Raw genomic sequence first — 5,459 nt, forward strand, 5'->3', positions numbered from 1 at the left:
GAACAACCGGGTGCCCGTCTCGCGTTGTGAGCAGCCTCCCCTCCCCGCGCGATCGGGGCGGCAGAGGTCGATACCATGGCCTTTCCGGGCCTGACCCGGGGGACCCGGACCCTCCCCCAGACTCCGTCTGGGGGGACCCCCAAGGAGCGCTCTTGCCAGACGAGGCCCAGCCCGCCGCCGCGCAGCCCGACCAGAAGGCCGACAAGGCCGCGGCATCCCCTGTCACGCCCGAGCCGAAGCGGGCGGAGAGGCCGGGGCCGGCCGCGCCCGAGCGAGTGAGCCAGGTCCCCGTTACGGCGCCCAAGCCGTTGCCCCCGAGCACGGCGCGCACCGGCGGCTCCTCGAACCGGGTACGCGCGCGTCTGGCGCGCCTGGGCGTGCAGCGTTCCTCCCCGTACAACCCGGTGCTCGAGCCACTGCTGCGGATCGTGCGCAGCAACGACCCCAAGATCGAGACGTCGACGCTCCGCCAGATCGAGCGTGCCTACCAGGTCGCCGAGCGCTGGCACCGCGGGCAGAAACGCAAGAGCGGCGACCCTTACATCACGCATCCGCTGGCCGTCACCACGATCCTCGCCGAGCTGGGCATGGACCCGGCGACGCTGATGGCCGGGCTTCTGCACGACACGGTCGAGGACACCGAGTACGGCCTCGACCAGCTCCGCCGGGACTTCGGCGACTCGGTCGCGCTGCTCGTCGACGGCGTCACCAAGCTCGACAAGGTCAAGTTCGGTGAGGCCGCCCAGGCCGAGACCGTGCGCAAGATGGTCGTCGCCATGGCCAAGGACCCGCGCGTCCTGGTCATCAAGCTCGCCGACCGGCTGCACAACATGCGCACCATGCGCTACCTCAAGCGGGAGAAGCAGGAGAAGAAGGCCCGCGAGACGCTCGAGATCTACGCGCCCCTGGCCCACCGCCTGGGCATGAACACCATCAAGTGGGAGCTCGAGGACCTCGCCTTCGCGATCCTCTACCCCAAGATGTACGACGAGATCGTCCGTCTCGTCGCCGAGCGGGCGCCCAAGCGCGACGAGTACCTCGCCATAGTGACCGACGAGGTCCAGTCCGATCTGCGCGCCGCCCGCATCAAGGCCACCGTGACCGGCAGGCCCAAGCACTACTACAGCGTCTACCAGAAGATGATCGTCCGCGGCCGGGACTTCGCGGAGATCTACGACCTGGTGGGCATCCGCGTCCTCGTCGACACGGTCCGCGACTGCTACGCGGCACTGGGCACCGTCCACGCCCGCTGGAACCCGGTTCCGGGGCGGTTCAAGGACTACATCGCGATGCCCAAGTTCAACATGTACCAGTCGCTGCACACGACGGTCATCGGGCCGAACGGCAAGCCGGTCGAGCTGCAGATCCGCACCTTCGACATGCACCGCCGCGCCGAGTACGGCATCGCCGCCCACTGGAAGTACAAGCAGGAGACCGTCGCCGGCGCCTCCAAGATCCGCACCGACGTCCCCAAGGCAGGCAAGGGCACGGCCGGCCAGGACACCGTCAACGACATGGCGTGGCTGCGGCAGCTGCTCGACTGGCAGAAGGAGACCGAGGACCCCGGCGAGTTCCTCGAGTCGCTGCGCTTCGACCTCTCCCGCAACGAGGTCTTCGTCTTCACGCCCAAGGGCGACGTGATAGCGCTGCCCGCGGGCGCCACCCCGGTCGACTTCGCCTACGCGGTGCACACCGAGGTCGGTCACCGCACCATAGGGGCGCGGGTCAACGGGCGTCTCGTGCCGCTCGAGTCGACCCTCGACAACGGCGACCTGGTGGAGGTCTTCACCTCCAAGGCCGAGGGCGCCGGCCCGTCCCGTGACTGGCTGGGCTTCGTCAAGTCGCCGAGGGCGCGCAACAAGATCCGCGCCTGGTTCTCCAAGGAGCGCCGCGACGAGGCCATCGAGCAGGGCAAGGACGCCATCGCGCGCGCCATGCGCAAGCAGAACCTGCCGATCCAGCGGATCCTCACCGGCGACTCCCTGGTGACCCTCGCCCACGAGATGCGCTACCCCGACATCTCGTCGCTGTACGCGGCGATCGGTGAAGGCCACGTGGCCGCGCAGGGCGTCGTGCAGAAGCTGGTGCAGGCCCTCGGCGGCGAGGAGGCCGCCAGCGAGGACCTCGCCGAGTCCACCCCGCCGTCCCACGGCCGCAGCAAGCGCCGCAAGAGCGCCGACCCGGGCGTGGTGGTCAAGGGCGTCGAGGACGTGTGGGTGAAACTGGCCCGCTGCTGCACACCGGTGCCGGGCGACCCGATCATCGGGTTCGTCACCCGCGGCAGCGGCGTGTCCGTGCACCGCGCGGACTGCGTCAACGTCGACTCGCTCTCGCAACAGCCCGAACGGATCCTCGACGTCGAATGGGCCCCCACCCAGTCGTCGGTGTTCCTCGTCGCCATCCAGGTCGAGGCACTCGACCGGTCCCGTCTGCTGTCCGACGTGACCCGGGTCCTCTCCGACCAGCACGTCAACATCCTCTCCGCGGCCGTGCAGACCTCACGCGACCGGGTGGCCACCTCGCGCTTCACCTTCGAGATGGGCGACCCCAAGCACCTGGGTCACGTCCTGAAGGCGGTTCGAGGCGTGGAGGGCGTCTACGACGTCTACCGCGTGACCTCGGCGCGGCGGCCGTAGATCGCGGGCAGGGGGCGGCATGGGAGACAAGGACTTAGTCGCGGAGCGGTACCGCCTGGAGGCGCTCATCGGCACCGGCTCGGTGAGCGAGGTCCACCGGGCGACGGACGTACGCCTCGGGCGCAAGGTCGCCGTGAAACTCCTCTCCGGTGTCCAGGGCATGCCCGGGAACGACGAGACCAGGGAGCGGTTCGCACGCGAGGCCGCGGCGCTGACCCGCATCGTGCACCCCGGTGTGGTGACGCTCTTCGACTACGGCGTGCACGAGGGCATCCCGTATCTGGTCATGCCCCTGCTGGAGGGGCTGAACCTCGCCGCTCTGGTGCAGGAGACCGGCCGGCTGCCCGCTCCTGTCGTCGCCTGGGTGGGCCTGTCCGTCGCCCACGCGCTCCAGGCGGCGCACGACGCGAACGTGCTGCACCGCGACGTGAAGCCCTCGAACATCGGCATCACCCCCGAGGGCCAGGTGGTCCTCCAGGACTTCGGCGTCGCCAAGCTCGTCGGCACCGATGCCATCACCCGGGCGGGCACGTCCCCGGGCACCCCGCAGTTCATGGCCCCCGAGATCATCCAGGGCGGTCACCCGACCGTCGCGGCGGACCTCTACGGACTGGGCGTCTGCCTGTACCAGACGATCACCGGCGAACTGCCGTTCGCCGACGCGGTCGACGTCGGCGCGATACTTCTGCGGGCCGTGCAGGGTGTGGCACCGACCCACGGCCGCCACGGCCTTCCCGACGAACTGACCCGCGTCGTCGACAAGTTGTGCGCCAGGGAGCCGGCCGACCGGCCGTACTCGGCGACCGCTGTGGCCGAGGTGCTCGCCCCTCTCGTCCACGACGGGAAGGCGGCCCTGGCCGCCCTCGTTGCAGGACGTGCCCGGGCGGAAGCGGTCCAAGGGATCTTCGCGCCGCCCGCCGTTCGCCCTCCCGACGCGGCGGACGAGGGACCCGAGTACGACTGGACGGCCGCGCCACCGCCCGGAGACCACCCCCATCACCACGGACCGGGCTTTCCACCGACCCTGAGCGTCGGTGTCCGCCGTCTGGTCCTCAGCAGCATGACTCCTCAGAACGCCGCGTCCCGGCTGCGCGAAGCGGTCAACCTGGTGTTGCGGGGACACCTCCAGGAGGCCGCGCAGATGTTCGCGGTGATCGTCCCCGTCTGCGCGGCGTCACTGGGACCCGACCACGAGACCACGCTGACCAGCCAGTACTGGCACGGCATCTGTCTGGCGCGCCTGGGAGCCGGGCCGGAAGCCGTCGAACTGTTCGCCCAGGTGAACAAGATGGTCGACCGACGGAAGGACGGAAACGGTGAATGACCTCACCGTAAGGGTCACGGCAACGGGGGACGGTGAGGACGCGCTGCGTTCGCTGCTCCGCTGGGTGCACGAGGACGAGAACCTGGACGGCCGCGCACGCGGCCGGATCGGCGCCGCCTCCGCACCCGAGCCCGGGAGCATGGGGTCCGGTTTCGACCTCGTCCAGTTCGCCGTCGCCAGTGGCCTGTCCACCAGCGCCCTGGTGGTCTCCGTGCTCCAGTGGCGCTCGTCACTGCGGCGTCCGCCCGCGGTCACCCTCAGCCGCGACGGCGTGGAGATCCGCCTCGCCAAGGAGGCCGCGGACGACCCCGAGACACTCGGCAGAATCATGGCCGCCCTGGAGAAGCGGAACGATGACGGCGCTCGCTGACCCGAGCCTGTCCCGTGCCGTCCTCATAGGCACTGCTTCGTACCTGCACCTCGAACAGCTGCCGGCGGTCGAGGCCAACCTGGTGGACCTGGCGGGCCAGTTGTGCGACCCGACGGTCTGGGGGCTGCCCGTGCAGCACTGCACGCTCGTCGCGGACCCGCAGACGTCCTCCGGGATGCTCGACCCCGTCCACGAGGCGGCCGAGGAGGCCACGGACACCCTCCTCGTCTACTACGCCGGGCACGGTATGAGGGACGCGGAGTCGGCCGACCTGTACCTCGGGCTCGTCGGCTCGAGGGAAGGCACCGGCTACACCGCGGTGGCCTACCAGCATCTGAGAGGCGCACTCCGGTCCGCCCGGGCCCGCCGCAAGGTGGTCGTCCTCGACTGCTGCTTCAGCGGCCGGGCGGCCCGCACACTGTCGGGCTCCGGGCTCGCCGCGCAGGCGGCTGTCGACGGCGCGTACGTACTGACCGCTTCGCCCCGCGACCGGGTGGCGCTCGCACCCGACGGCGAGCGGTACACCGCCTTCACGGCTGAACTGCTGCAGATCCTGCGGCGGGGCGTTCCGGACGGGCCCGAACTGCTCGACCTGGACACGCTGTACCGGGTCCTGAAGTCACGTCTCCAGGCGAAGAACCGCCCCGTCCCACAGCGCTCCCAGGAGAACACCGTCGGCGCGCTGCCACTGGCCCGGAACAAGGCGAGGGCGGGAGAACGCGCACCGGCCGGCCCGGTGCTCGCCGCCGATGTCCGCGCCGCCGCCGTGGCCACCGGACTCAACGTCGCCCGCATGCTGCGCGCCGCGGGCAACACCCGCGACGCGCTGCCCGTCCTGCGCCTCGCCCTTCAGGAGCAGCCGCCCGCCGGCCAGGGCAACCTGCTGGCCGTACAGCTCGAACTGTCCGACGTACTCGCGGAGACGGGACAGATCCCGGAAGCCATCACCGTGCTGGAGTCCGCCTTCCAGCAGGTCCACAAGGCGTACGGGCCGGAGGCCGTAGAGGTGTGCCGGCGGCTCGCGGACCTCCTCCAGGAGTCCGGCAACCACATCCAGGCCTGCGAGGTGCTCAAACACGCCCTGGACCTTGCCGACGGCACCCTGCCGGGCCGCTGAACGGCCGGAGCC

Annotated in this window: 4 protein-coding genes; all 4 read left to right on the plus strand. The window is 70.5% G+C overall.

Features of this window, described 5'->3' with window-relative positions; genetic code table 11:
- The first annotated feature begins 275 nt into the window (after positions 1–275).
- Genes ACWGH4_RS30400 through ACWGH4_RS30415 form a run of 4 tightly spaced genes read left to right on the plus strand, consistent with a single transcriptional unit; the run spans position 276 to position 5,447 of the window.
- A complete protein-coding gene (locus tag ACWGH4_RS30400) occupies positions 276–2,636 on the plus strand; it encodes a RelA/SpoT family protein (protein ID WP_364594456.1) in 2,361 nt (786 codons plus the stop codon).
- Positions 2,637–2,655: 19 nt separating this feature from the next.
- Complete coding sequence (locus ACWGH4_RS30405) at positions 2,656–3,960, plus strand: protein kinase domain-containing protein (RefSeq protein ID WP_453466563.1); 1,305 nt, start codon at positions 2,656–2,658, stop codon at positions 3,958–3,960.
- Positions 3,953–4,330, plus strand: coding sequence for an effector-associated constant component EACC1 (locus tag ACWGH4_RS30410; protein WP_453466565.1), 378 nt, complete (start codon positions 3,953–3,955; stop codon positions 4,328–4,330). Before ACWGH4_RS30405 ends, ACWGH4_RS30410 begins: the two co-directional genes overlap by 8 nt.
- Positions 4,314–5,447 (plus strand): caspase, EACC1-associated type, encoded by a 1,134-nt coding sequence (locus tag ACWGH4_RS30415; RefSeq protein ID WP_453466567.1) that lies wholly within the window; start codon positions 4,314–4,316, stop codon positions 5,445–5,447. Before ACWGH4_RS30410 ends, ACWGH4_RS30415 begins: the two co-directional genes overlap by 17 nt.
- The last annotated feature ends 12 nt before the right edge of the window (positions 5,448–5,459 follow it).

This window comes from Streptomyces sp. NPDC054847 (assembly GCF_053610925.1).

Bases quoted from the DNA above. Each gene is read 5' to 3' on its own strand.
- ACWGH4_RS30415 (WP_453466567.1), top strand. From the start codon at position 4,314: ATGACGGCGCTCGCTGACCCGAGCCTGTCCCGTGCCGTCCTCATAGGC.
- ACWGH4_RS30405 (WP_453466563.1), top strand. From the start codon at position 2,656: ATGGGAGACAAGGACTTAGTCGCGGAGCGGTACCGCCTGGAGGCGCTC.